At 36.4% G+C, this 24,046-nt stretch carries 14 protein-coding genes, 2 tRNA genes and 1 pseudogene; 9 read left to right on the top strand and 8 right to left on the bottom strand.

Translation table 11 applies throughout. From position 1 onward, the window contains the following. Both ACFIL2_RS09415 and gpsA read left to right on the top strand, forming a co-directional pair. Positions 1-202 (top strand): annotated as a pseudogene (locus ACFIL2_RS09415) (cytochrome o ubiquinol oxidase subunit IV); the annotation flags it as partial. 401 nt (positions 203-603) lie between these two features. Continuing rightward, on the top strand, positions 604-1,611 hold the full coding sequence (gene gpsA / locus ACFIL2_RS09410) for an NAD(P)H-dependent glycerol-3-phosphate dehydrogenase (RefSeq protein WP_375633702.1): 1,008 nt from the start codon (positions 604-606) through the stop codon (positions 1,609-1,611). 1,835 nt (positions 1,612-3,446) lie between these two features. Here gpsA and fabI read toward each other — a convergent pair. The 3 genes from fabI to fabA are packed head-to-tail and all read right to left on the bottom strand — an operon-like array spanning position 3,447 to position 6,101. After that, on the bottom strand, positions 3,447-4,265 hold the full coding sequence (gene fabI / locus ACFIL2_RS09405) for an enoyl-ACP reductase FabI (RefSeq protein ID WP_375634021.1): 819 nt from the start codon (positions 4,263-4,265) through the stop codon (positions 3,447-3,449). A 48-nt stretch (positions 4,266-4,313) separates the two neighbouring features. Further along, a complete protein-coding gene (gene fabB, locus ACFIL2_RS09400) occupies positions 4,314-5,534 on the bottom strand; it encodes a beta-ketoacyl-ACP synthase I (protein ID WP_375633704.1) in 1,221 nt (406 codons plus the stop codon). A gap of 57 nt (positions 5,535-5,591) precedes the next feature. After that, positions 5,592-6,101, bottom strand: a complete 510-nt coding sequence (gene fabA, locus ACFIL2_RS09395; RefSeq protein ID WP_273722474.1) for a 3-hydroxyacyl-[acyl-carrier-protein] dehydratase FabA — start codon at positions 6,099-6,101, stop codon at positions 5,592-5,594. A 232-nt stretch (positions 6,102-6,333) separates the two neighbouring features. Here fabA and irrA point away from each other — a divergent pair, with 232 nt between their 5' ends. Further along, the gene (gene irrA / locus ACFIL2_RS09390; RefSeq protein WP_375612837.1) at positions 6,334-6,846 is read left to right on the top strand and encodes an iron response transcriptional regulator IrrA; all 513 of its coding nucleotides are present in this window, start codon (positions 6,334-6,336) and stop codon (positions 6,844-6,846) included. A 46-nt stretch (positions 6,847-6,892) separates the two neighbouring features. Here the strand turns inward: irrA and ACFIL2_RS09385 are convergent, their stop codons facing one another. The 4 genes from ACFIL2_RS09385 to ACFIL2_RS09370 form a co-directional block, all read right to left on the bottom strand. Next, the gene (locus ACFIL2_RS09385; protein ID WP_375680135.1) at positions 6,893-7,453 is read right to left on the bottom strand and encodes an SH3 domain-containing protein; all 561 of its coding nucleotides are present in this window, start codon (positions 7,451-7,453) and stop codon (positions 6,893-6,895) included. Positions 7,454-9,070: 1,617 nt separating this feature from the next. Beyond that, on the bottom strand, positions 9,071-9,304 hold the full coding sequence (gene rpsU / locus ACFIL2_RS09380) for a 30S ribosomal protein S21 (RefSeq protein ID WP_273717519.1): 234 nt from the start codon (positions 9,302-9,304) through the stop codon (positions 9,071-9,073). Positions 9,305-9,490: 186 nt separating this feature from the next. After that, on the bottom strand, positions 9,491-11,164 hold the full coding sequence (locus ACFIL2_RS09375; protein ID WP_375680136.1) for a formate--tetrahydrofolate ligase: 1,674 nt from the start codon (positions 11,162-11,164) through the stop codon (positions 9,491-9,493). Between the two features lie 674 nt (positions 11,165-11,838). Beyond that, positions 11,839-11,915, bottom strand: a tRNA-Arg gene (locus tag ACFIL2_RS09370). Positions 11,916-12,280: 365 nt separating this feature from the next. On the opposite strand from ACFIL2_RS09370, the gene ACFIL2_RS09365 reads away from it, so the two are divergent. The 3 genes from ACFIL2_RS09365 (at position 12,281) to pgi (ending at position 18,406) form a co-directional block, all read left to right on the top strand. Further along, positions 12,281-13,420, top strand: coding sequence for an efflux RND transporter periplasmic adaptor subunit (locus ACFIL2_RS09365; RefSeq protein WP_375680137.1), 1,140 nt, complete (start codon positions 12,281-12,283; stop codon positions 13,418-13,420). Further along, complete coding sequence (locus tag ACFIL2_RS09360; protein ID WP_375680138.1) at positions 13,417-16,551, top strand: efflux RND transporter permease subunit; 3,135 nt, start codon at positions 13,417-13,419, stop codon at positions 16,549-16,551. The genes ACFIL2_RS09365 and ACFIL2_RS09360 overlap by 4 nt, the downstream gene beginning before the upstream one ends. Before the next feature lie 190 nt (positions 16,552-16,741). Then, positions 16,742-18,406, top strand: coding sequence for a glucose-6-phosphate isomerase (pgi, locus tag ACFIL2_RS09355; protein ID WP_375634032.1), 1,665 nt, complete (start codon positions 16,742-16,744; stop codon positions 18,404-18,406). A 317-nt stretch (positions 18,407-18,723) separates the two neighbouring features. On the opposite strand, the gene ACFIL2_RS09350 is transcribed toward pgi, so the two are convergent. Next, positions 18,724-18,813: transfer RNA gene (locus tag ACFIL2_RS09350), tRNA-Ser, on the bottom strand. Positions 18,814-19,098: 285 nt separating this feature from the next. Here ACFIL2_RS09350 and rplU point away from each other — a divergent pair. The 3 genes from rplU (at position 19,099) to ptsP (ending at position 23,793) form a co-directional block, all read left to right on the top strand. Then, positions 19,099-19,578: a 50S ribosomal protein L21 gene (rplU, locus tag ACFIL2_RS09345; RefSeq protein WP_375629522.1), complete on the top strand. Its 480-nt coding sequence runs from the start codon at positions 19,099-19,101 to the stop codon at positions 19,576-19,578. Between the two features lie 12 nt (positions 19,579-19,590). After that, the gene (gene rpmA / locus ACFIL2_RS09340; RefSeq protein WP_100130483.1) at positions 19,591-19,860 is read left to right on the top strand and encodes a 50S ribosomal protein L27; all 270 of its coding nucleotides are present in this window, start codon (positions 19,591-19,593) and stop codon (positions 19,858-19,860) included. Positions 19,861-21,288: 1,428 nt separating this feature from the next. Next, positions 21,289-23,793, top strand: coding sequence for a phosphoenolpyruvate--protein phosphotransferase (ptsP, locus tag ACFIL2_RS09335; RefSeq protein WP_375680139.1), 2,505 nt, complete (start codon positions 21,289-21,291; stop codon positions 23,791-23,793). The last annotated feature ends 253 nt before the right edge of the window (positions 23,794-24,046 follow it).

Here is a 24,046-nt window from a genome sequence, read left to right as displayed (position 1 = left end):
TACGCAAACTCCTGTAGATCAAGCACCTGGTTCAGAAATGCCCATGGGGCAGGGTCTAGGTACGCAAACTCCTGTAGATCAGGCACCTGGTTCAGAAATGCCCATGGGGCAGGGTCTAGGTACGCAAATTCCTGTAGATCAAGCACCTGGTTCAGAAATGCCCATGGAGCAAGATCCAAATACGCAGTTTCCTGTGGAGTAGTTGTTAGAAATATCTACGGAGCTCTGATGCGGCATGTATCAGCTTCGTAGAAGAAATTCGTAGGATATAAAGCAGGAGATAAGTACAAGATATCAGTGGAATGAGTATCATTATTTTGAATATACTTTTAATTTAAAAGAGAAAGTCCGTGGGGTATTTAGTCAATCTTTAATTTTTGAGACAAATAGCTATTTGTAGAATATACAAAAAGTTATGTTTGTAAAATTTACTACAAAGAAAGAGAATGTGCGAAACAAGTTTTTATATTGTGTGAGATAAAAAAGCTACGAAGCAGTAATATTTTTAGATTTAAAGAATTTATATTAAAGATAGCATTAAAATTATTTGTAATAATAATATGTAATTGAAATCAAAAATTTAGAGAATAATCAGAAAATTTAATGAAAACCGTTGCAATGACAGTTATAGGTGCTGGTTCTTTTGGTACTGCATTAGCGATAGCTCTTGCCCGTAATGGTCATAATGTTTTACTTTGGGGATATAGTCCTCAACATATCAAAGAATTACAGGAACAACGTTGTAATCAAGTATATTTACCCGATATTCGATTTCCTGACAATTTATTACTTGAAGCTTCGCTTGAAACTGCTATAACAGCAAGTCACAATATATTAATCGCTGTTCCAAGCCATGTATTTCATCAAGTTTTGTATAATATTCAGCCTTATTTAGATCAGCATTCACGCGTTATTTGGGCGACAAAAGGTTTAGAACATGGTACCGGACGTTTCTTACAAGAGGTTGCTCGTGAGATTTTAGGTGAAAAAATTCCTTTAGCTGTTTTTTCTGGACCAACTTTTGCTCAAGAACTAGCTATTGGTTGGCCTACTGCAATGACGATAGCAGCTTCTGATGTTGAGTTTGGTAAAGAATTGCAGCAACTTTTTCATTGTGACAAAAGTTTTAGAGTTTATAAAAGTTCAGATATGATTGGTGTTCAATTAGGGGGAGCAGTCAAAAATGTTATTGCTATTGGTGCAGGAATATCAGATGGCATAGGTTTTGGGGCAAATGCACGAATAGCTCTTATCACACGAGGACTAGCTGAAATCAGTCGTTTAGGGGGGGCTATGGGTGCTGAGCTTTCCACATTTATGGGAATGACAGGCTTAGGTGATCTGGTTTTGACATGTACTGATAATCAGTCACGTAATCGTCGTTTTGGAATACTTCTTGGTAAAGGAATAGATATAAAAGAAGCGGAAAAACAAATTGGTCAGGTTGTGGAAGGATACTTGAATACCAAGGAAGTACATACGTTGGCGCAGCGTATTGGGGTAGAAATGCCCATTGTAGAACAAATTTATCAAATTCTCTATTGTGGTAAAAACATAACTGAAGCAGCAAACACATTATTAAGCCGCGCCCTCAAGGACGAAATACAATAATATCCTGTTTTTTAATAATTCAAATCATAAAAAATAGAAACATGCTATGATAGACATATAAAATAGATTGTATTGATGGTTGTATAAGGCAGTCATATTCCAGCAAATTATAGATTCATATCATTCGATTCTTTATGAAACATGGCTGAAATATAAAAGTTTTTGCTTTTGTCTAAGAGCTATCTCTTTGAAGATAAATTATCCGTTTCCACTTACACATGTTTGTGTAATGTAATGAACAAGATATTTTTATTGTCTCTTAAATTCATCTCACAATGATATTTGCAAACAGAATAATACAAGACTCATTAGGTAGAAGCATCTTATTTATATAACGTATAAGCTAAGAATATCGGGGCAGGGATATTGTGTATTTCTGTTTTTGTAATTCTTTAAAACAAGAAGACAATCTGTTTTGGGAAGAAGATGAAATTTTAAAGATGAAAACTAGTTCCCATTTCTACAATCATTTTTAAATTCAGTTTTACGCTATCTAAAGCAATATCTTTTAAATAATGGAGATTATCTCACACCTTTATTTTTCTCATTTTTTAATGAAAGCATTTCCCTGATGTGTCAGGTAAAATAGAACGCCCAAAAAAACACGATTGCTGTTATATATTCACGCGCTTGTTTTAAAGAGATCTCTCTTAAAACTCCCAAGTCTAATTCGCGACGGTGACCGTAAATAGTGTAACGATAAAGCCATTGTGCACATCCCCATTTTTACGTTTATGAAGGAGGAAGCCGATCATCATTACACCCCCCAATGTTGAGACAGCTCTAGGTACTTGAAGCTGTTCAGTAGAGATATTTAAGCCTTTTATTTTCTCACATATCAATTCTGTTTTTTATATGCAAGAAATGATTTTTGGAATTATAACTTTGAAAATCTAAGATTGAAAAAAATGTTATTGTGCTTGTTTGTGGCTGTCATTTAAACTGAAAGAATAATCTGATTATAAAGATAATAAATTGGTTTATATGAATAATTTATTTTTGTATTGAATTAATTAAAAATATGCGTTTACTTGTCACAAGTAGATTAATATGTGGATAAAAATTATTAAAGATACTTCTAATGAATCATCTCAAGTGTTGTTTCAATATTAGAACATGGCAAGTAAAATGACGGTGTCGGTTTGTCATCTGTATAAACATTAAAATGGTGGTGAAAAAAGGATTTTATGTACTTCACAGGGATTTTTATACGTTTTACAGGTACCATTGTGAAATGGAATGGCGTGCATTGAGCGATATCTTTAAAAAAATGCATGAAAGAGCAACAGCTATAGTATTTTTGGGCGTTCTATTTTACCTGATACATTAGAAGAAATGCTTTCATTAAAGAATATAGTAAGATTAATGATTGATTTCTTTACGCCTTCATATTCATCCTAAATTAGATTGTATTTGCGTTTCAAGAATAAATCAAACGGTAGGAATATTTTTTTCAATTTGCTACACAAAAGCTGAAACTAAGGATTTTAATAATTCTCTAATCTCTTTTTCAAACTACGGTGGCATGAGGGCTGGGGATTGATTTATAAGCAACGACAAAAGCGTATGCTTTAGTAAGGTAAATAACGTCATAAAATACAAAATTTATCAACCATGGATTGAAGAAATATTCCGGATTTTTATAAAATATTTTGCGAAACAGGGCATCGTACATCTGGTTTTGTATTGACTTATTCTTACAAATATTTGCACATATTCCTTACGTCATATTATTATAAGTCAATACACTATTATATAGCTGAGAAAGTACTCAATACCCGATTAAAGCACTATGCACATGATTGATTTTATTTTTTAGTGCAATGAAATAAAATTTATCCTTCTTGGGAATCGTCACTTTTTTTCAGTTCTTCAAGTATTGGCATAGACATGATGTTATATCCTGAATCAACATAATGAATTTCACCTGTAACACCTGATGATAAGTCAGAGAGTAGATAAAGAGCAGATTTTCCAATTTCATGAATATTTACGGTACGCCGTAATGGGGCATTACGCCGTTGATGTGAAAATATTGCACGTGCAGCTGCAATACCATTACCTGCTAAAGTTCTAACAGGACCAGCGGAAATCGCATTGACACGGATATTTTGAGGACCAAAGTCCGCAGCTAAATAACGTACCATAGCTTCTAAAGCTGCTTTAGCAACACCCATGATGTTATAATTAGGCACAACTTGCTGTGAAGCACCATAGGTAAGAGTTAAAAGTGTTCCTCCATTGGGCATAAGCTTACCGGCGCGCTGAGCAATTTCAGTAAAGGAATAAGCTGAAATAACCATCGTGCGTTGAAAGTTTTCACGTGTTGTAACATCAACGTAACGCCCTTTTAGCTGAGTTTTATCTGAAAAACCAATGGCATGGACAATAAAATCAATTGTTTTCCATTCTTTTTCAAGTTGCTCAAAGACGTAATCAATATTTTCACTTTTTTCAACGTCACACTCTAGCACTAATTTGCAGCCAAGTTTATCTGCTAGGGGATGAACACGTTTTCCAAAAGCATTTCCTTGATAAGTCAACGCTAATTCCGCTCCTGCTTGTGCGAGCTGACAGGCAATGCCCCAAGCAATTGAATGGTCATTCGCAATTCCCATAATAAGGCCGCGTTTGCCCTCCATCAAACCTTTCATATTATTCTCCGTAAGACCGTACTTTTTTCAATTACTAAGAGCTTTTGTTTATACATAACGTTGGAAAACAAGCGTTGCATTGGTACCGCCAAAGCCAAAAGTATTCGACAATACGGTATTCAGTTGTTGATGATCACGTCGTTCACGAACGATTGGCATATCAGCAAAAGCTGGATCAAGTTCTTCAATGTGGGCACTTTCACAAATAAAATTATGATTCATCATTAACAATGTATAAATTGCTTCGTGAACACCTGCTGCTCCCAAGGAATGTCCTGTTAGAGACTTGGTAGCGGAAATGGGGGGGCATTGATCACCTGCTCCAAAGATACGACGGATAGCTTCTATCTCAGGAGGATCACCAACAGGAGTTGCTGTCGCATGGGGATTGATATAATCAATTTTATTATTGACTGTTGCAAGAGCCATGCGCATGCATCGTTCTGCTCCCTCTCCTGATGGGGCAACCATATCATGTCCATCGGATGTCGCACCGTATCCAACGATTTCTCCGTAGATTTTTGCACCACGTGCTTTAGCAAGTTCTAAATCTTCAAGGACTAAAACGCCAGCCCCTCCAGCAATGACAAAACCATCACGATTAACATCATAAGCACGTGAAGCTTTGTGAGGGGTGTCATTATATCTGCTGGACATAGCGCCCATGGCATCGAATAAAACAGATAGTGTCCAATCCAAATCTTCGCAGCCACCGGCAAAGATGCGCTTCTGTTTACCATATTGAATCATTTCGTAAGCATTACCAATACAATGATTGGAGGTAGCACAAGCTGAAGAGATTGAATAATTGATCCCCTTTATTTTAAAGAAAGTTGCTAATGTTGCAGATGCTGTAGAACTCATCGCTTTAGGGACAACAAAAGGTCCAACACGTTTTGGACCTTTTTGGCGTGTAATGTCAGCAGCTTCTACGATTGAATGTGTTGAAGCACCTCCAGAACCCATAATAATACCCGTGTGTTCGTTCGACACTTCATGCGGTTCTAGACCCGCATCAGCAATTGCTTGATCCATGGCGATGTGATTCCATGCTGTTCCACGCCCATGAAAACGTAGAGCACGTCGATCTACGAGTTCTTCTATATTAATATCGGGCTTGCCATAAACTCTGCTACGAAAGCCTAATTCAGCATATTGAGGTGCGTAAGAAATTCCGGATTTTGCTTCACGTAAACTGGTTAAAACAGCTCCAGGGTTATTTCCAATTGCGGAGACAATTCCCATTCCGGTTACAACAACTCGACGCATTCATACCTCCTCGTTCCATACAGAATAGTGAAAAGTTCTTTCTGACGGAAATAACGTTCAATCTTCTTTGAATAAAGCAACGCGTAAATCATTCGCCTTATAAATAGTCTCTCCATCTGCTTTTAGCCACCCATCAGCTATTCCTAAGACTAAATTTCCACGTCGAATACGCTTAAAATCTATTTCATATTCAAGAATTTTGGTTTGTGGAGTTACCATCCCTGATAACTTTACTTCACCTGTTGATATTGCTCTTCCTTTGCCTGGTTCGCCTAGCCAACCAAGAAAAAAACCTGTTAATTGCCACATACCATCCAGTCCGAGACATCCTGGCATGACGGGATCGCCTATAAAGTGACAATTAAAGAACCACATGTCTGGTGTAATGTCAAATTCGGCGCGAACCATTCCTTTATCGTATTTACCATCAGTTTCACTAATTTGAGTGATTCGATGAATCATTAACATTGGCGGTGCTGGCAATTGCGCATTACCTCTACCAAACATTTCGCCGCGAGCGCAGCTTAGAAGCTCTTCATAAGTGTAGCGAGACTTTTGTTCAGCCATTGTTACTCCATTTATTTGCATATATCTTTATTTCTGCGCTTTTCCCAACCTACTTTTAGAGCAAATTTTAAAGAGAGGGAAATGATTTTATATCATTTTTAATGACAAAAGCCTTTTTTTATGTATTCTACATAGGTAATTATTTAAAAATGGAATACAAGATTACACCATACTATTCCCATTTTTTTGTATTTTGATCTTATTTAGCAGGAATATATTTGGGTTTGTAATTATGTCAGTGAGTGCAGACAATTTAGATATGAATGAAGAGCAGCAGTTCACAAAAGAGTGTGGAAAAATTGTGCAATATTATTCCATTTCTATGTTAGAAAAACATTTGCGTCAAAATGGTCTGCGTCCAACACGTCAGCGGTTGGAACTTGCACATATGATTTTTTCTCAAGGAAATCGTCATATTACTGCTGAAGAGCTCTATGAGGAAGCGGTGAGGGCAGGTGTACCTGTATCTTTAGCAACGGTTTATAATACGCTTCATCAATTTACGGAAGCGGGATTATTACGGATTATTGCCGTAGAAGGCTCAAAAACTTGGTTTGATACCAATACCTCTGATCACTACCATTTTTATATAGAAGGTGAAAATCGTATTCTTGATATTCCTTATAATTTGGAAGAAGCTCCCATTATTAGAAATTTGCCTAAGCCACCAGAAGGTATGGAAATTTCACATGTTGATTTAATCGTGCGATTGAAACCAAAAAATCAATCTTGTGATAGGCAGTGAGGATATTTAATGAGGAATAAAAATTAAACTTGTTGAGTTTGAGTATTCACCAACCTTTTACTTTTTCATCAGGATAGATTCCCCATAACTGGGGTTGCTGAAGCCATCCGCGCGTATTATTAATGTTTAGTTCGCACCATTGTCCATCACATTGGCGGATGTTACCAATGACGTTAGGTTCTACTTCCGCCACAAGTTCTGCGTTGTCGGTGGGGTTTTTTCGTAGCATCAGCCTTTTTGTTTTATCTTTTTGCCATGGAATAGTTATAGCAGTTCGCTTTCCCGATAAAAGCGATTGATACACCCATCCCTCATCGCCTTCTGCATCACGAATTTTGCGCCATTGATCATATTCTTGAATGATTTCAATAGGTAAGCCCTTCTTTTTGTAGGTGAAAATGATAGAATAGTTGCTTCCTGGTCCGACGCGTACATTAACGCTGGTGGGTTTAATCGAAGCAAATCGCGGAAGTGGTAAACCACTGGTCCCTAAATTTTGATTAAATGTTTGTGCATGCAACAAATGAGGTGAACCCAATACAATGACTGTTGCTATTAAGATACATGATATGAGTATTGAAACGCGAAACCAACGAGAATTTTGCACACCGAACTCCTTTATTTCGTCATATATTGGAAATTTAAAATCTGAAAGATAAGACTGGAAACTGATAAAAAGTATGACACATTGCTCGTTAAAGAGATCTAAACGATGAAAAAATTGCTACAAAAATATCAAAATAAGGAAAACAAAAGGTTTGTATTTCTTAGTGCGTATCTTTTTTATGAGGGGATAGATATAAATAAACATTGGATTTTTATGTAGCTGTACGCGTGATAAAACAGTAAAGTATTACTGGAGCCTTAGCAGTTTTTGTACAGGAAATTAGGGCTAAAGTATTGCATCTCTTTTCTGAGTTTGTTTCTCGAAGTAAAAGTGCATGTATGCATACTATGGAGAGCTGTTCAGAAAGGGATTATTGTGTGGCTTGAAAAGAAGTTTTGAATGAACAAAATAATACGATAAATAAAACATTTAAGCGTAAAAATATGAGCAACATTATAGAGTAGATTGATATATGAAGGGCTAATTTTAACAGGACACTTTTTCGTGATAATTCATTTATAAAATTTTCTACACTCTAATCTTATGCCATGATAATGCTTATCCGTATGGTAGATAAGCTGGCTCCATCGTTCTATTTACCAGTTTTCAATGTTATGCAGTTCCTATTATTTATAGTGTTTATAAGAAGCATTTTTGTTTTTTCTTAAATAGCTTTTATTCTATTTGCATACGAATCCCGCTTATGATGTACAAGAAGATAATCTTGATTGATTCAATATGAGAAAGTGTTGAGAAACTTTACGTTATTCAGAATTATTACTTAATATGAAAAACGATTACTTATAATAATAAATCTCCGCGTTAAAAACTTTAACTCGTTATTTAAATTTTAAAAACATTTCCATCAAAAATGGTAATAAAAGGCACATTCATCCATATTAAAATACAGTATTTTCTCTGTTTATTGTCAATTTTCTTTTTCTCTAACTCAGTATAGAAGAAAGTTGAATGAAATAGAAAGGCTTATTCGATACACTGATGAGGGTAATTACATAAGTGATGAATAGAAGAATTTTATCAAGAAAAAAGAATCTGTAGTGCAGTGGTTGAAATTCGTCATCCTTTAGAGAGACAGAATCAAGAGATATAAAAGTTATGGAATTATATCGTTTTGTTACATAACTGAAGGTAAAGAGGATTATGCATTTAATATCATATATTTACACACAATCGCATATTGCGATAGTTATTTTTGTTTTGTAATCAGACCTAGGATGATCGAAAGATGTAGAATATTTAATGACAAAAAAGAAATTCATCATGAAATTTGTACATAAGAAGCAGTGATGTAAGAGATATCCAGAAGGAGAAAATTATAGCGAAAAGTGATAATAAAACACCCCGCACTCAATTTACATAGGAAAAAGTCGCTTAAATATCTCAAGTGTAGTTTGTTATCTATTTTTTGAAATATAAGAGTGAAATAAAAACCACCTATATGATAGAAATCTTATTATTTTCAAATAACTAACATATTAGATAACATTGTACACAAAAACCTACACACAAGCAATTTATTGCAATCGCCTATGAAGATAAAATTTCTTAGTAGCTTACTATCTATTGCTTATGCAATTATATAATATTATAAGTATATTACTTTACCGCAACAGTCCGTCCGTTACTAACAAAACCTTCTCTTTGCGCACGCTTACGAGCAAGCTTACGTGTACGACGAATAGCTTCAGCTTTTTCACGAGCACGCCTCTCAGATGGCTTCTCATAATAACTACGCATTTTCATTTCACGGAAGATACCTTCACGCTGCATCTTTTTTTTCAACGCACGGAGCGCTTGGTCAACATTATTATCACGAACGAGTACTTGCACTATCTATCCTGCTTTTTTCAGTGTCATAAATGATAGGAAAAACCTATGTCCTTTTAAAGGCATATCCAAAAGGACAAGCACCTATATCATATAAATAAGACATTTGTCTATATCGCTTTTTAAAATTCTATTCTTTTTGCAATAAAACACTTTTTATAATGAATGATAGATTTCATGATTATAAACTTATGAAAGTCCTTGTATTTGATCATTTTCGTCAAGCTGAATTTTTTCAGCCGTGGGATAATGGGGTAGTCCCAGCATGGTCATAACATCTCCACAAATGACAACAATAAAGCCGGCTCCTGCGGAGAGACGAACTTCTCGTACGGGAATTTCAAAATCAACAGGAGCACCATATTGCTTGGGATCAGAAGAAAAAGAATAAGGTGTTTTTGCCATACAAATAGGGTAGGCGCCAAAACCTTCTTTTTCCCAAGATTCAAGTTGTTTGAGAATAGGAGGTGAGATGATGGCGCCACGCCCACCGTATAGCTTTGTTATAATACAATTAATTTTTTGAACGAGTGGAATATTATCTTGATAGAGAACTTTAAAATGAGAATCTTTTTCTTCAATCAAGGTAACGAGTTCTTGTGCAAGTTCTATAGCACCTTTTCCACCTTGTTCCCAATGCCTACAGATAATAGCTTTGTGTCCAGTTGCTGCAACTATTTTTTGTAATGTTTTTATTTCAGCATCGCTATCGCTGTCAAAATGATTGATAGCCACAACACAAGGAATACCGTAGTGCTCCATATTTTTTATATGCCGTAAAAGATTAGCTGTTCCTTTTTCTAAAGCGGTGATATTTTCTTCTGTCAGGTTATTTTTATCCACACCACCATTCATTTTTAATGCACGAATAGTTGCGACGATCACTGTAGCATTTGGTATAATACCTGCTTGCCTACATTTGATATTGAAGAACTTTTCTGCTCCAAGATCTGCTCCAAACCCTGCTTCTGTGACAACATAATCAGCAAGTTTTAAAGCAGTTTTTGTTGCTATAACTGAATTGCAACCATGAGCAATGTTGGCAAAAGGTCCTCCATGAACGAGAACAGGATTATTTTCAATTGTCTGTACGAGATTGGGTTGTATAGCATCTTTTAGAAGAACTGCCATTGCACCTTCCGCATTAAGATCAGCAACGGTGATGGGCGTTTTATCATAACGATAAGCAACAATAATTTTCTTGAGTCTTTGTGTAAGGTTTTCTAAATTTTCAGAGAGACAAAGAAGCGCCATAATTTCTGATGCAACAGTAATATCAAAACCTGTTTGACGTGGAAAACCATTTGTTATGCCCCCCAATGAAATGACAATATCGCGCAATGCACGATCATTCATATCAAGAACGCGTTTCCAAACAATGCGACGTGGATCAATGTTTAGAGTATTTCCCCAATAAAGATGATTATCTATCATTGCGGCAAGAAGATTATGAGCAGCTGTAATAGCATGAAAATCACCGGTAAAATGTAAATTAAGGTCATCCATTGGAATGACTTGCGCATAACCACCACCAGCAGCACCACCTTTTACACCAAAACAGGGACCTAAAGATGGTTCTCTCAAGGTAGCTATTGTTTTTTTACCAATAAGATTAAGAGCATCACTTAGTCCAACTGTTGTTGTTGTTTTGCCTTCTCCGGCAGGTGTGGGATTGATAGCTGTGACAAGGATAAGTTTACCATCTGGATTTTTATTAAGCGATTTTATGTATTCAGAAGAAATTTTAGCTTTATCATGACCATAGGGAATGAGATTTTCATGTGAGATACCAATTTTTTGTGCAATTTCAATAATATGTTGCTTTTTAGCAGTGCGAGCAATTTCAATATCAGTTTTAGGCATGGAAAAATTCTTTAAACTTAGCTTTTATTAACGTTTGGGATCTGTACCCCATGGATTAATTAGAAAAATTCATAGAGAACAGAAAAATATTAAGATATCATAGAAATCGATGATATGCCATGCAAGAGATAATGCTAAAGAAGCACAAGAAGAGTTTTATTGTTTTTAGGAAAAAGAATCTTTGGTTTGCAACAAATGCTGATGATATTAATGGATATCATAAGTGTTTCATAGTAGTATGTTTGAGAAGTAGTTTATTTATTCTTTCCAACAACACACTGAAAAAGTTTCACATGGTGGTAAACCGGAATTTATGGCGGCACATCTGAAGCCCCTCTTAAGATAGGACTGCTAGGAATAAAATATCCAGAAGCATCCAGTTATGGAACAATTAGAAATAAGCACGTAAAAAATTACCTAACTGAGTAGAGAGTATAATCCGGAAGAGACCAAAAACAAGCGCATAGATTGACACAAAGAAAACAACAACACACGCTACTCATGCAATCGCTATGATTATAAGCTAATAAAAGCACCTTAGAGCTGAATTGAAGGACTCATAACATCTTATTTTAGCAAAATGGCTAAAGAAACGACTCACAACAAAATGAAATAACAAAATACAAAATAAAGAATTTAAAAAGCCTGACTTTATAAGAAGATATTGTTGATGATGGCGCACCCGAAGAGATTCGAACTCCTGACCCCCAGATTCGTAGTCTGGTGCTCTATCCAGCTGAGCTACGGGTGCATACATTTTAATTTTTACATTATCTAAGACAAAGGGTTCCTAATCGTTTCATTAAAGAAATGCAAGTGAAACTTGGATAGTAATAAAAAAATTTCTCTTTTTTATGAGATATTTTAAAAAAGGATATAATATATTATGGCTTCAGTTGGTTTTGATATGAACATTTTTTTGTCATGACCATACACAGCAATATGAACGATAGTTAACTTGACGTTTTAATCTATGAAAGATAGTCAAGCAGAGATGAGATGTGTTTTTTGCGGTGGGGGTAAGATATATACACCCGCTGTTGGGTTTTTGTGTAAAACGCCGATATTACTGTTGAAAACTATTTCAGATGAAGCTGGCACAGCAAGGGCGGATGTATGGCGTTATTAAAAAAGAGCTTTCCATTGGTGTTTTTAATCGTTGTTTTAACGGTTACCTATTGGGCTGGAAAAAAGAGTGCGGACCAACCCATTTCTATGGTGGATAAAACAAGAGTATCAGATAAAGCTTCAAATGAAAAAATGGGAAGTCCACCGGTAAATGTTGTCGTTGATCTTGTAAAAGTTCAAGATCTTTATGAACAACTTAACGTTCTTGGGAGTGGAAAAGCTCTTGCAGAAGTCGAGCTTACCCCTTTATCCTCAGGTGTTATTGATAAGCTTTTTGTATCAGCGGGTACAAAAGTACAAGCTGATGATGTGATTGCAAAGCTTGATTCTAAAAAAGAAGAAATAGCGGCTGCAAAAGCAAAAGTGCAACGTGACAACAATGCGTTGACGCTTTCGCGTATTCTTAAATTACGCGCCAGCAATACAGCAACGGAAGTTCAAGAAATTATGGCACGCTTAGAGTTGGATAACGCAAATTTAGTTTTGCGTAATGCTGAATTAGATCTCGATCGGCAAACAATTCGAGCACCGATTCCTGGAGTTGTTGGTATTTTGCCCGTTGATGCGGGGAATAACGTGACCCTTAATACTGTAATAGGCCGTATTGAGAATAGAGAACGTATTTTGGTCGATATATGGCCCCCTGAACGATATGTGTCGCGCATCCATAAAGGAGATGAGGTAACGGCAACGTTAATCGCGCAGCCAGATCGATCTTTTGTTGGTCATATTTATGCGATTGATAATATCGTTGATCCAGAAAGTCGCACACTTCATGCTCAGGTTGAAATCAATAATGAAAAAGATACGCTCATGTCTGGTATGTCCTTTTCTGTTTCCTTGCAGTTTCATGGTGGTTCTTTTCCTGTCGTTAATCCTCTTGCAGTTCAATGGAATAGTAAAGGGTCATTCGTTTGGCGTGTGAGAGAAGGAAAAGTAGAGTCTATTCCCGTAACAATTATTCAGCATAAAGCCGATCATGTTTTCGTGAAAGCTCCCCTAGAAAATGGTGATCAAGTTGTCATTCAAGGGGTGCAAATGCTTTATCCAGGAAGTAAAGTAACTATTGATGATCCAAAGTCTCATCAACAGCAATTATCAGTAGGTTATGGAACGGATATACAATGAGCCAAGAATTGAGTACAAAACAGCCTACGTCAAAGGTGGAGCAAGGTGGTCTCATTACCTTATTTATTCGCAGACCGGTTTTTACTCTTGTTTTGAATGCTATGATCATCATTGCAGGATTTGCAGCATGGTTAAATGTTGATGTAAGAGAATTACCCGATGTTGATACTCCTGTAACAACGATTGTGACGATGTTTTCTGGTGCATCGGCAGAAACAATTGATCGTGAAGTTACAAAAGTTATAGAAGATGCTGTTTCTCGTGTTTCAGGTGTTAAGACGATTTCTTCAACGTCTTCTTTTGGACGCTCCCGTGTGAAGATTAACTTTAATGTCGGTGTTGATTTGAATGTTGCAGCATCTGATATTCGTGATGCTCTCTCTCGTGTTACCTATTCTTTACCGAAAGATGCGGATTCGCCTTTGATTATTAAAGCAGATTCGAATGCTGCTGCCATGATGTATTTGGTTGTGACGTCACCAACAATGAGTGTTGATGATTTAACCACGATTGTAAACGATCAGATTGTTGATGCTATTTCTGCTGTTGATGGTATTGGTGATGTACAGGTCGATAGTGCTCGCACAAAGATTTTTCAGATTGATATAGATCAAGCAAAACTTGCAAGTTATGGATTAACTGTAGCAGATATTTCACGTGTTCTTGCTGATATGACAACAGATGTGCCAGTAGGGTCATTACGCAATTCTAAGCAAACTTTAGTTGTACGTGCTACTGCACGTTTAACAACACCAGAATCTTTTGAACAAGTTGTTTTAAAGCCTCATGTGCATCTTGGTGATGTTGCGCATGTTACTTTATCGCCGGATATAGAAACAGTTATTCTTCGTATCAATGGAAAGACAGGTATTGGATTAGGTATCGTGCGTAAAGCACAATCCAACACTCTTAATATTTCTGAAGGTGTGAGAGCCGTTGTTGATAATCTCAAAAGTATTGTTCCTTCTTCTGTAAATATAGACGTTATTAATGACGATGCAATTTTTATTAAAAGCGCTCTTCATGAGGTTGAAGTTGCGTTGGTTATTGCTATTTTGAGCGTTATCTTGGTCATTTTTCTTTTTCTCAGAGACATTCGTGTAACGCTGATACCTGCTTTATCTCTTCCTGTCGCTTTGATTGGTACCATTGCAGCTATTTATCTTGTAGGGTTTTCATTGAATATTCTCACATTTTTAGGACTTGTTTTAGCAACAGGGCTTGTTGTGGATGATGCCATTGTTGTTCTTGAGAATATTGTTCGGTGGCGCAACATGGGATTAGGTTCCAGAGCAGCAGCGGTGATAGGAACACGTGAAGTATTTTTTGCTGTTTTAGCAACAACATTGACTTTAGTGGCTGTGTTTGTTCCTATTTCCTTTCTTCCTGGGCAAGTTGGAGGTCTTTTTAGAGAATTTGGTTTTGTTTTGGCAATTTCTATTTTGCTTTCTTCAGTTGTTGCCTTAACGCTTTGTTCAATGTTGGCTTCGCGTTTTCTCAAAGAACATATTGAGGAAAAAGAGGAAAAGTCCCATCATTTTGCTTTTTTATATAAATTAGGTACTTTTTTTCATAAGGCATATACTTACAGTTTGCATAAGTGTTTAGAAAAGCCTTGGGCTGTTGTTTTTGCTTCACTTATTTTTGCGGGTCTTTGTGTTGGAGGCTATACGAAGCTACAACAGGAATTAACGCCAGCAGAAGATAGAGCTCTTATCTTTTTGGTCATTAATGGACCACAAGGTATTTCGACACAATATTTGAACGAGCAGGTAGAGCAAATTGAAGCAAGTCTACAGCCATTACGTGATGCAGGGGAGATTGCTAACAGTTACTCTATCGCGGGTATTGGAGGTTCACCCAATACTGCTTTTTTGATTTTATTGCTTTCATCTTGGAATAAACGTTTACGTAGTCAGCAAGAAATCGTGAAAGATGTTAATGCAAAGGTTAAACAGTTTCCCGCAGTTTTTGTGTTTGCTGCGCAGGGAAATTCTCTAGGTGTGAGTGGAACTGGGCAAGGGTTGCAATTTGCAATTCTTGGCAATGATTATGCAACATTACAACCCATTGCTGATAAGCTGGTTAGTGCTTTACAAGATGATCCGCGTTTTATTCGCCCACGCCTTACTGTTGATGCAACACAACCGCAATTTTTTATTGAAATCAATCGAAAAAAAGCCTCCGATTTAGGGATTGATATCACGAATTTGGGCGATACATTACAAGCAATGTTGGATGGTAAAAAGATTGGTTCCATTAACGTGGATGATCATTCTTACGATGTTAAATTGATATCGCGTACAAATTCTATGAAGAGTCCTAGCGATTTAGAAAATATTTTTTTAAAAACCAAAGACAATCGATATGTTCCTTTATCGGTTATTGCGCGTTTACATGAAAAAGCTATTGCTCCCCAACTAAAACGGGAAAAACGCATGAGTGCTGTTATTTTAAGCGCAAATCTTGCTCCAGATATTGCTTTAGGGGAAGCTTACCAAACTGTACAGAAAATTGCTTCTCCTTTGTTATCGAAAGGAACCTACTTGGTTCCTTTAGGGGAAGCCGAAACGCTTAATGAAACATCTTCCAATTTTATGATTGTTTTTGGCATTGCCTTTTTGATTATTTTATTGATTTTGGCTGCTCAGTTTGAAAGCTTTATTTCAGGATTCATTATCATGGCCACTGTCCCATTAGGGATTGGTTGTGCTGTAATTGCTATGCTATTAAGTGGTGTAAGTCTTAATATTTACAGCCAAATTGGATTAATTTTGTTAATTGGTGTTATGGCAAAAAATGGTATTCTCATTGTTGAATTTGCAGATCAATTACGCGATCAGGGAAGAAGCGTGCGTGAAGCCGTAGAAGAAGCAGCAAACATTCGCCTTCGTCCAGTTTGTATGACAATGATTTGTGCCATTTTAGGAGGTATTCCTTTGGTTTTGGCCAAAGGTGCTGGCGCAGAAGCTCGTATAGCTTTAGGTTGGGTTATCGTTGGTGGCTTAGGTTTAGCAACTATTTTTACGCTTTATGTTACACCGGTTGTTTATCTTTTTTTAGGGCGTTTTATAAGACCAAAAGCAGAAGAAAATTTACGCTTAATAAAAGAACTCAATCAAGTTAAATGATGTATATGATAGAAAAGATTTGAAAGTTTATTCTTGTAAAAATATCATTTTCGGATCTTATACTTTATATTTTGTATATTCCTTCATTTTTATGTGAGCAGTGAAAATAGCGATCAATAAAGGAGATGCTTTCTGCTTTGTTATTGTTTGGGCATAGATTTCATTATCAATAACCGTATAGGATAAGCTTATGGGAGATAGCTTTTCGATTCGAAATGAAATGGCTTTTGAAGCCACATTAAAAGCTTTAAGAAACCATGCCGCAAAGGATGGGGTCTATGATATTCGTCGGCATTTTGTAGAAGATGAACAGCGTTTTTTCCATTTTTCCCTCAGACTTGATGATCTTCTTTTCGATTTTTCAAAATGTGGTGTGACATTTAAAACATTGCAACTTCTAGATGATTTAGCTGTCGCAGCAGATGTGTTAGGCCGGCGTGACGCAATGTTTTCTGGTAAGGCTATTAATACAACTGAAAAACGCTCAGTTCTTCATATTGCGTTACGTTTACCTGCTGATGAAATTTTCATGTTGGATGGTCATAATCTTATTCGCGATATTCAAGACGTCCTTGAAGATATGGAAAGATTTTCTGAAAAGGTGCGTGATGGCAGCTATAAGGGAAACAGTGGCGAGAGAATAAGTGATATTGTCAATATTGGTATTGGTGGTTCTGATCTTGGTCCTGCAATGGTCACATATGCTTTAAAACCTTATCATGATGGTCCACAGTGTCATTTTGTTTCTAATGCTGACAGTGCCCATATTTCTGATACTCTCTCTATTTTGAATCCAGCAACAACGCTGTTTGTCATTGCTTCTAAAACTTTTACAACGGCTGAAACAATGGTCAATGCTCAAGTTGCACGTCAGTGGATTTGTTCACATTTAGGAGAAGAAGCCATTGGTACGCATTTTGTTGCTGTTTCAAGTGCGCTTGATAAAGTAGCAGAATTTGGCATAGATTCCACAAGAGTTTTTAAATTTTGGAATTGGGTGGGAGGACGTTATTCAATTTGGTCAGCCATTGGACTTGTTGTTATGTTTGCAATAGGTGGTGGAAATTTCCGCCAATTTCTCAATGGTGCATTGCAAATGGACCAACATTTTAAAACAATGCCTTTGCATAAAAATATTCCTATTCGTTTTGCTCTTTTAGGATTCTGGCATCGTGTTATTTGTGGTTATTCATCACGTTCTATCATTCCTTATGCACAGCGTTTAATACATTTTCCAGCTTATTTACAACAGCTTGATATGGAATCAAATGGTAAGCAAGTCTCGCTGGATGGAAAACCATTAAGTTTTTCAAGTGGTCCAATTGTTTGGGGGGATTCAGGAACAAATAGTCAACATGCTTTTTTTCAGCTTCTGCATCAAGGAACAGATGTTATTCCTGTAGAATTTATTTTATTTATAAAAGGGCATGAGAAAAATTTACATTCTATGTATGAGATGTTGCTAGCAAACTGTTTAGCACAGTCAAAAGCCTTGATGAAGGGGCGTAGTATTGAAGATGCTCAGCATATCTTGATAAAAAATGGAGTTGATGAACGTGAAGCAGGTTATTTAGCTATTCATAGAAGTTTTAAAGGAAACCGTCCCAGCATTACGCTGGTTCAGGATTTATTAACACCTTTTGCACTCGGTCGTCTTATTGCGCTTTATGAACATCGTACTTTTGTTGAAGGGATTTTAATGAATATTAATTCATTTGATCAATGGGGTGTTGAGCTTGGTAAAGAATTAGCAAACGAGTTACTACCAATTCTTCGTGGAGAAAGTAAAGCGGATAATCGTGATAGTTCAACATTAGGGTTGCTAGCACATATTCAAGCAAGACGTGCAAAATAATATAATTTTACAGTAGGTTTTGTACTAACTAAGCAAAAGTAGAAGGAGGAGAAATATGAGATAATTCTTTAATTTTACTATGCCTTCTCTTATTATCTGGATTAGATTTATGTAACAGAAAATCAAAAAAGTGCAAAAATTGTAAAAATGAGAATTTATTCGCAAAAACGATAAAGACCTTTGAGAGGTCTTTGAAGACCCTTTGAGCCCCCCCTTAAAATCCTTCGAAAAAAATAAATTGGTACAAAACCTGCTGACAAGCTACAACCGGAAAGCTACGATTAAAGACAGTTTTAATAATATCGCTTTATAAACTGTGGCGGAGAGAGAGGGATTTGAACCCCCGATAGAGTTGCCCCTATGCCGCATTTCGAGTGCGGTGCTTTCAACCACTCAGCCATCTCTCCATAATAAAGTGAAACAAAAATCGGCACTATTTGAGTGTATAAGGGGTAGATAACCTTCAATTGTTTTTGGTACAACCTTTTTTTCTTTTTTATGGGACTTTATTGACAGAGAATAGAAATTCCTTCATATATACAAAATATAAGCGTGGGGAAATCTGCGCATATTTGTGTTGAAGAAGGTTTTATCCTTCTTTGGGATCTATTACGACTGATAAAAAGCAGCCTATTTTCCCTTATTTCAAGGCAGAAATTAAATAAGAGCTGGAGTGAACGGAAGGATAAAAAATGTTCGCAGTCATTAAAACTGGTGGTAAGCAATACCGCATTGTTGCTAATCAAGTGGTAAAAGTTGAAAAAGTTAGTGGAAATGCGGGTGATGTTGTTGAATTCAATGACATATTAATGGTTGGGCAAGAAGGTAATGCGGTTATTGGTACCCCTGTCGTTGCTGATGCATTGGTGACAGCTGAGATTTTAGAACAGGCACGTGGGCGCAAGGTTATCGCATTTAAGAAGCGCCGTCGCCAAAATTCTAAACGCACGCGTGGCCATCGTCAAGAATTTACGAGGCTTCGTGTTTTAGAAATTTTAATGGGTGGTTCAAAACCTAAAAAAGTTGCTGCGAAACCTATAAAAGAAGAAGAAACTACACCACAAGAAACAAAAGCTGCTGCTTCTGTTGAGAAGACGGCTAAAAAAACGGTTGAAAAAAAGACTGCGCCGCAGAAGAAAGCGTCTGTAGCATCAAAGAGTAAGAAAGATTAAAGGAGAGCGTCTATGGCACATAAAAAAGCTGGTGGTTCCTCGCGTAATGGTCGTGATTCAGAATCGAAACGTCTAGGCGTTAAAAAATTTGGTGGTGAAACCGTTATTGCCGGAAATATTATTATTCGCCAGCGTGGTACACGTTGGCATCCTGGTAACAATGTTGGTATTGGAAAAGATCATACGCTTTTTGCATTATCAAATGGAAAGGTTTCTTTTCAACGCAAAGCGGGTAATCGTTCCTATGTTTCAGTCATTCCTATGCTGGAGGCAGCAGAGTAATCTGTAACACTCTCTAGCCATCAACGGGATTTCATTGAATTGTAGTTGTGGTTTTATAAGTATTCAAAGGGAAAGATGAATCTCATCTTTCCCTTTTTGCGTTGGTACTATAATAAATGTAGAAGATAAAAAGGTAGAATTGGGGAAATGGCTTTTCTCAATGAGGGAAAAAGTTTGTGCGCTGTTATGTTAGTATTTAAATACTGAACATATTGATATTATGATAGAGTTTATTGATAAGTTTCTGTATAATAATCAGTGAGGAGAGACTTTCTTTTTATGTATGAAGAAGCGTTGAGTAATTTCTTATAAGAGAAGCAGTTTGTTTTCAGAAAATTATGAGAAATTTAATGAGAGCATTATTGATGTAATCATTTTGATAAAGATGGGTCTTTTTATCGGCATTGTGGTATTGATGAGTTGTCATACTGTTTTTAGGTGGTAGTGTGGATAGGTGGGGATATTCATTTAAAAAGACATAGGGATAAAAATCCATAAGAAGGTAGTCAAAACTACTTTGAAAGTGACGTGCATTAAGGAATTTTCGGTAAATCGAGAGTGAAATTATATTTTTAAGGATTACGGTGTTTAAAGATATAAAAATAACCAACGTGCAATCAGCGCCCTTCAAGAATATTTTTTCTGATTTCACTATTATTGTGTATTGTTGAAAATAAACAAGCATAAGAGCTAGGGTTAAGGCAATAATTGCTTTTCATTTTTTACTTTATTTATCTTATTTGTAGAGTTTTTCTTGATTTTAGTAGTTGGTGATGGTGCTTGGGGGGGATGTCGTACTTTGCAAATGTGCGACAGAGGGCATTGTGTATTTGCGATATTGATTGAAGTAAAGGTGTAGCTTAAAATATATAAATATTATATATCGAGAGTTTGATATCATAAGAGATGGGTAGCACGGAATAAAGATGATAAGTTGCATGGAGCAATTTGTAATTATGTAATGAATTTATAAAGAGGGATAATAGGTTAAATAAACTTTGAGGAATCAATTAAAATATTAGCTGAAGTTACGGATGATTAGGAAGGATGCTTTCTTGTAGGGAGAATAATGAAAAGTTATGTTGGATAACTTAGGATAATGAGAGCATTTTGAAAGCATAGTTTTTCAGGTGATTGGTGCTGTAAAAAATGGGGTTTTGTCTTTGTAAAGTAAAAGAGTAAGAGGCAGACTTGTTTATGATGGTTTTAAGCACTTAGGTGGATAATAATATCTAATTGTTTTATCGGTTATATTGAGGTATTTAAGCACCTCACTTAGCTATATTCTGTAGAATATAAAGAGAGCTGTGGTGGTATTTATAGCTTGTATTTTGGGAAATGCAGCTTTGAAAAGGAATGTATCAGAGATATTGGTGTTCAAATGTGAGGCAATTTGAATTCATGATGAGATATGAGAAAGCAGAAACAATGAATGTAGATTTTACTGATGGTGAAATCTTGTCTATAAGATCTGTACAACTTTCAGCTGCTTTTGATCATAAAAATGATGCAATTTATGCTGCTGCTGAATTGCTTGTGCAGGTTGGTGCAGTTGATAAGTGTTATCTGGCAAGTATGCTTGCACGTGAAGAAACAACCAATACTTGGCTTGGAAATGGTATAGCCATTCCTCATGGTATGGCTGAAAATCGTGATTTAATTATCAAGGATGCTGTTGCTGTTATACAGGTGCCTGCTGGTGTTGAGTGGCAGGATGGCAAGAAAGCATATTTGGTTATTGCCATTGCAGCGTGTCCAGATCGCTATAGAGAAATTTGTAAAAAATTGACGTCTCTTTTATTTGATAAAAAACAGCTTGAAGTACTTGCAACAACTATGGACAAACAGCAAATTGTTACAACTTTGTTTGACCAAGAGATGAAGATAGAAAAAACTTTTATTGGTGACCTTTCGGTGTGTCAGGAATGGACTTTAGATTATCCAAGTGGTCTTCATGCACGACCAGCTTCTCTATGGGTTGATTTTGCGAAAAAGGCTCAAAACTCTATCAGAGTTCGCCATGGTCAATATACCGTTGAAATGAAAAATTTGGTTGGTTTATTGCAATTAGGAGCAAAAAATGGTGATGTTCTGATTTTTTCTACAGATGCTGCAGAAGGAGCACAACTTCTCAATGATGCCATTGCTATTGCAAAAAAAGTGAGTATTAGTGAAAAATGTCTGATGAGAGCAATGGAATCTCAAACAAAGGCTTTTCATGGTTGGTATCCACGCTCTATGCAAAAAGGCATTTCTGGTGTTGGAGCGAGTTCAGGATTAGCATTTGGTAAGATTTTTGTTTTAAGGCAAAATGATATTTCCATAATAGATCAGCCAATTGATTTTGCAGCTGGTGCAGCATGTCTTGAAAATGCTCTTACAAAAACAAAACATAAAATGGCATCTGTGATTTCTGATATTACAGTGCGTATGGGAGCAGATTCTGCTGCGATTTTTTCTGCGCAAATGGTTTTGCTTGAAGATGAAAATTTAATAGCTCAAGCTTGTCGTTTTATAGCGGAAGGTCATGGTGTCGCTTGGTCTTGGGATAGAGCGGTTCGTCAATTTTCAGATATGTTTTTTAAGGTAGATAATCCTTTGTTAGCAGCACGTGCTGTTAATTTAGTTGATGTTGGTCGACGTGTTTTAGGTGAAATCAATCCATCCTATAGATCGTTCTTTTTAAATGATATTCCACATGGTGTAATTCTGGTTACAAATGACCTTTCTCCTTCTGATGTAGCACAACTTGATTGTACAAGGGTAAAAGGATTAGCAACAGCATGGGGAGGTCCATTATCTCATACAGCTATTTTGGCGCGTACTCTTGGTATTCCAATGGTTGTTGCTACAGGTGATGATATTTTAGCAATTCAGTCTGATATTCAGGCTATTATTGATGGCGATAACGGGTTTATTTATCTTGATCCTACGCTTGAAGACGTTGAAGATGCTCAAAGGCATATTGATACTGTTGCGCAAAAACGTGTCAGTGAAATAAATGCATGTAGATTACCAGCGCAAACGACAGATGGTCAAAGAATTCGTATCATGGCTAATGTCAACTACGCAAATCAGGTTCCTGTTGCGCTTGATTTAGGGGCTGAAGGTGTTGGACTCATGCGCACGGAATTTTTGTTTTTAGAGAATCCATATATTCCGGATGAAGAGCTACAATTTAATATATATCGGGCGATGATTACAGCTGTAGGAGATAAGCCATTAATTATTCGTGCACTTGATATTGGTGGAGATAAACAGGTTACGCATTTACATTTATCTAAAGAGGACAATCCTTTTTTAGGTGTTCGAGGAACGCGGCTTTTGTTACGTCGACGTGATCTTTTTGTGCCTCAATTACGTGCTTTATATCGAGCGGCAAAAGAGGGTGGAGATCTATGGATTGTGTTTCCGATGGTCATGTCTGTTTCAGAGATTGTCGCTATAAAAAAGATTGCAGAAGAAATCCGCAACGATATTAATGCACCAAAATTAAAACTTGGTATTATGATCGAAGTTCCAGCAGCGGCCATTATGGCAGATGTATTGAGCGCCCATGTTGATTTTTTTTCAATTGGAACCAATGACCTAACACAGTATACAATGGCTGTTGATCGGCAAAATCCGTACCTTGTGTCTGAAGCTGATAGCCTTGATCCAGCAGTTTTGCGTATGATTTATCAGACTATTCAGGGAGCTGCACAACATAAGTGTTGGGTTAGTGTATGTGGTGGTATGGCTGGAGATCCTTTTGGTGCAATGATTTTGACTGGATTGGGAATTAATGAGCTTTCTATGATATCTTGCGATATTTCTCCAGTAAAGGCGTGTTTACAGACTCATAGTTTTGAAGATATGAAAATTTTAGCACAAAAAGCATTACAATGTGAAACTGCACGAGCTGTACGTGCTCTAAGCAAGGATATAAGGTGATAAAGAACATTAAGGGGAAAGAACGAGCTCATTTTGCAGACTAATCAGATCTTTAGTGCTGTAAAACATTAATACAGTATATTAATTTATAATGGTAATTTATCGTTTTACATAATGAGAACCCTGAATATTGTAGGGTTTTTTCGTTTTAAAGTTCTCTATATTTAATTAATAAAAATTACTCTTTTATACATTACAAGGAGGAGTAATGTATGGATAAAAACACTCTAAGAAAGAATAAATTCCTTTTATG

The organism is Bartonella sp. AP30XZML, assembly GCF_042195945.1.
Classification (GTDB): domain Bacteria; phylum Pseudomonadota; class Alphaproteobacteria; order Rhizobiales; family Rhizobiaceae; genus Bartonella.
This window is presented reverse-complemented; position numbering and strand designations above follow the sequence as displayed.